Consider the following 3,507-nt stretch of genomic DNA (forward strand, 5'->3'; position numbering starts at 1 on the left):
GACGCTTTTTTTGGCCGTTTTTCAGACCTTGGCTAGGCCGTTTTTTGGGTGGGTATGCTCCGTTTTATCCATCCAAAAACACTTCTATCTAATTGATAATAATCACCTATCAAATTTCCTATGACAAAATAGTATTCAGGGTCTTCAAAATCCTCTATAACTTTTTCATGAAAATTTGATTCTTGAACCCAAAAAACTCCCTTGATTTTAAATGGTTTTTTACTTTCAAGGCGTCCATCAATCCAGTCTGGTGCCCCATAATCTGAATAGTATTTTAATAATAGAAGCTTTTCTTCTTTTACTATTTCAATCATTGTATAAATTTGGTCTGTTGGGTTCAATTTAATAACCGCTCCGTTAGTTATGATTGTTCTTGAAAGCATGTCAAACAAGTTGGTTCATCACCATAATCATGGATGACGTTTCCCTTGCAATCAGGGTCATTACAATCTTCACGTTTTACGATAAACTCTGAAGAACAAACTACACATTGTAATTTTTCCGATTCTGGCTTATTGGGTTTTAAAAATGCCCACTTGCTTTCATGATAATCAATTTCCTCCATTTCTCTTTTGCAAGATGGACAGTAGTAACCTCGTCCTTGAATATTTAATGAAATATAATTGTTAAGTCTTTTTCTGCCAATAATATCCAAGGCCACATCTAATAAAGTATGGATTTTGAACTCTTCAAGGCCATCACCGCTAAAACCAAAAATCGGGTCAACTAAATTATATTCGCGTGCAAATACAAACCACGAATCTTTGCCGAAAAAGAAGGTAAATGCCTTTAAAATATTCTCAAATAGCTCTTCTGCTGTTGTTTTGATTTCACTGATACCGTGAATGGCATTATTTCTTTTTTTACGGACATCTTCTATGAAAGCGATTAAATCATTATCGATTGTAATTTTGTTTTCAACCGCACAATAAGTTGTAAGCAATGCTTCGCCTGAAATTGTGAATAAATCTCCAAATTCTTTGTCACTTTTGGAAGGTAAAGTTGGCCAGTCAGCTCTATTTTTTTCAAGGAGAAGAAATGGTGAAGTTTTACATATTGTTCCTTTCATAATTGTTTCAATGCCTTGGTGCAATAAGATTAGAGAAGTTCTTATTGTACCTGCGTTATGAGACCATATTTCATCTTTATCTACATATTCTTTGACTTCATAAATGTCTTCATACACCTTAAACAATAGATTTAAGGCCTGTGTTAAGCATTGTTTTGAAATATCTTCAAATTCTTTGGGTGTAGGAATATTCGTAATCATAAATTTCTGTTTATTTAATAACCGCTAACGCCCCGGCTATATGCGCCTGGGCGTGGCTTCAGACCAGCTATGGATTTATCAGCTTGAACGCGTGGTTGAAGGTAAAACGAAACCTTCAATATGCTGTGGATGCCACGGCTGGCGTATGATAGCTTTGTTGCCTGCTGGGCTTTTTTTTATTTATCATTTGTTGTATCTGGTAATGTTTTTAGAAAATAAATCACAGATTCGCTTGGGTCTTTCAGGTTGGTCTCGAAATCTTTTTGTATTGAACGTCCTATTCCATCTAAGTCAGGGTAAATACTTTCATGGTCAATGCCTAAAATTTTTAATTCTTTCAATATGCGTTTCTTTTGGGTTTTGTTAATGATGATGCTATCAAGAATTTCTTTCTTATTTTCAATTAATTTCAGACCGTTTAGTTGATTTCCAAATATTGTAAAACACGTTTTTTGAGAAGTCATACGTTCGTCAAGAAAGGTTGGATTTATGGCTAAAGGGTAATAACAGTCTTTGTCATTTTCTTCTTGGTCCAACTCATTAAAATCCATGATTAAATATCTTCTAGTTAATTCTTTTAGCCTTAGCAATCCAACTTGGCTAAATAATTCTGTTTTTGTATCATTTGAAATTCCTTGGGGTATTATTTTATAGGAATTATTGATAATTGGAGGAGTATTACCTATTTTTTTTATGGTATAGTCATTTAGTCTAAAGGGATTTAGAATCCATATTATTGAGTCATCCTTTTCAAAACTATTATCATGTATTGCAAAGAATAAAGCTAATAATGCATTTTCGGTCCAATCCAGAAGTCTAGTGTTTATACCATAGTGTTGCATCAAGAAATAGCGATTCCATAAAGTATTATCAATTCCTTTTAAAGAAATATATCTTTGAGAACGTCTTTTAAATTCAGAGCTAATGTTTCGTTCTATTGTCCTGATTTTATTTGATGTGTAATTTGGATTGCCTGCCTTGCCTGATGATTCAATTATATTTCTATATATATTTGGTACTAAAGGTGTTTTGAATTTTGTACTCCCTTCCCCTCTAAACCAAAATATTTCGGTATCAGTTGGTTCCGTTGTTGAAATTGTCTTTTCTACAATTCTTTCAACATATTCTGAAACTGAATTAATTTTATTCATGGCTATTTGGTTTTTGGTTTGCCTTGCAGGCAACGGTCAAGTATAAGAGCAGTAGCGGATTTTAAGGCGATTACCTGTCCGCCACCACAAAAGTTTTTTAAATGCACAGACCTTGATTTTACTACTTCACCCGCTATTGCTCTTATACAATGTTGTAAACTGGCTATTTTAGTTGTCGGACTTGGACAGATTTTCCTTCTACCATTAACCTATAATTATATCCATCGTGATAAATAATTGCATCTGGTCGATAGGAATAATTATAATCGTAATCATAAGCGTCTTGTTTCCAAATTTGACCATTATCTAATTCAAACAATGTGTCACCTGACCAACCATTAAAGTCATTTACTATTGTAGATTTAATCACGTTGTTTAATAACTCAACTTCTACAAATTTTTCTTTCCCGTCTTTAGTTAGGTAAAATCTATTTTGATATTTGTAGATTGTGATTTTAGCCATATAGGAATAATGGTACCAATATTTGTATCTTTTTTGCAGCCAGTATTGGCCATTATAAAGTGGAAAAAGTTTTCCGTCATCAAAACCTTCAAAGTCACCATCAATTTTTGATTTGACAAATGGCTGTCCGTTTGATATTAATTCTTGATAATCCATAAATTCAAAGTTTTTTAGGAACTATTCGTCCGCTTTTATTTTCTTTATTTGTATAACCAGAGGAAGGAAATGAAACTACACGTCCATCTTTCCCTTCTCGATAAGTATATACACTTGATGGGAATGCGACTACTCGACCATCTTTGCCTACTCTATAGGTGTAACCTGAGGAAGGGAATGCAACAACTTGTCCATCCTTTCCTTCTCGATAAGTATAACCACTAGAAGGAAACGCAACTATTCGTCCATTTTTACCTTCTCTATAGGTGTAGCCAGAGGAAGGAAATGCAACTATACGTCCATCTTTTCCTTCCCGATATGTGTATCCACTTGATGGAAAGGTAACTTTTTTTCCATCCTTACCTATTCTATATGTGTCTGCCATATTATTGATGTTTTGATGTTATTTTAGCTTGTTTAACCGGGTAGGTCAGGAGGAGTAAAATCCTCCCTTCCCCCCTAAGAAC

Annotated in this window: 5 protein-coding genes; all 5 read right to left on the bottom strand. The window is 33.9% G+C overall.

Annotated elements, in window-relative coordinates; translation table 11 throughout:
- Window positions 1-32: 32 nt before the first annotated feature.
- The 5 genes from ATH1_RS0115080 to ATH1_RS19680 all read right to left on the bottom strand — a co-directional run bounded on the left by ATH1_RS0115080 (window position 33) and on the right by ATH1_RS19680 (window position 3,425).
- Window positions 33-383, bottom strand: a complete 351-nt coding sequence (locus ATH1_RS0115080; protein WP_010423484.1) for a hypothetical protein — start codon at window positions 381-383, stop codon at window positions 33-35.
- Window positions 362-1,270, bottom strand: coding sequence for a hypothetical protein (locus ATH1_RS0115085; protein ID WP_010423486.1), 909 nt, complete (start codon window positions 1,268-1,270; stop codon window positions 362-364). The genes ATH1_RS0115080 and ATH1_RS0115085 overlap by 22 nt, the downstream gene beginning before the upstream one ends.
- Before the next feature lie 176 nt (window positions 1,271-1,446).
- Window positions 1,447-2,421, bottom strand: a complete 975-nt coding sequence (locus ATH1_RS19675) for an FRG domain-containing protein (RefSeq protein ID WP_010423489.1) — start codon at window positions 2,419-2,421, stop codon at window positions 1,447-1,449.
- 163 nt (window positions 2,422-2,584) lie between these two features.
- Window positions 2,585-3,040: a hypothetical protein gene (locus tag ATH1_RS21975; RefSeq protein WP_010423491.1), complete on the bottom strand. Its 456-nt coding sequence runs from the start codon at window positions 3,038-3,040 to the stop codon at window positions 2,585-2,587.
- 4 nt (window positions 3,041-3,044) lie between these two features.
- On the bottom strand, window positions 3,045-3,425 hold the full coding sequence (locus ATH1_RS19680; RefSeq protein ID WP_010423493.1) for an InlB B-repeat-containing protein: 381 nt from the start codon (window positions 3,423-3,425) through the stop codon (window positions 3,045-3,047).
- Window positions 3,426-3,507 lie beyond the last annotated feature (82 nt).

The sequence above is a fragment of the Anaerophaga thermohalophila DSM 12881 genome, assembly GCF_000191885.1.
Taxonomy (GTDB): Bacteria; Bacteroidota; Bacteroidia; order Bacteroidales; family Marinilabiliaceae; genus Anaerophaga; species Anaerophaga thermohalophila.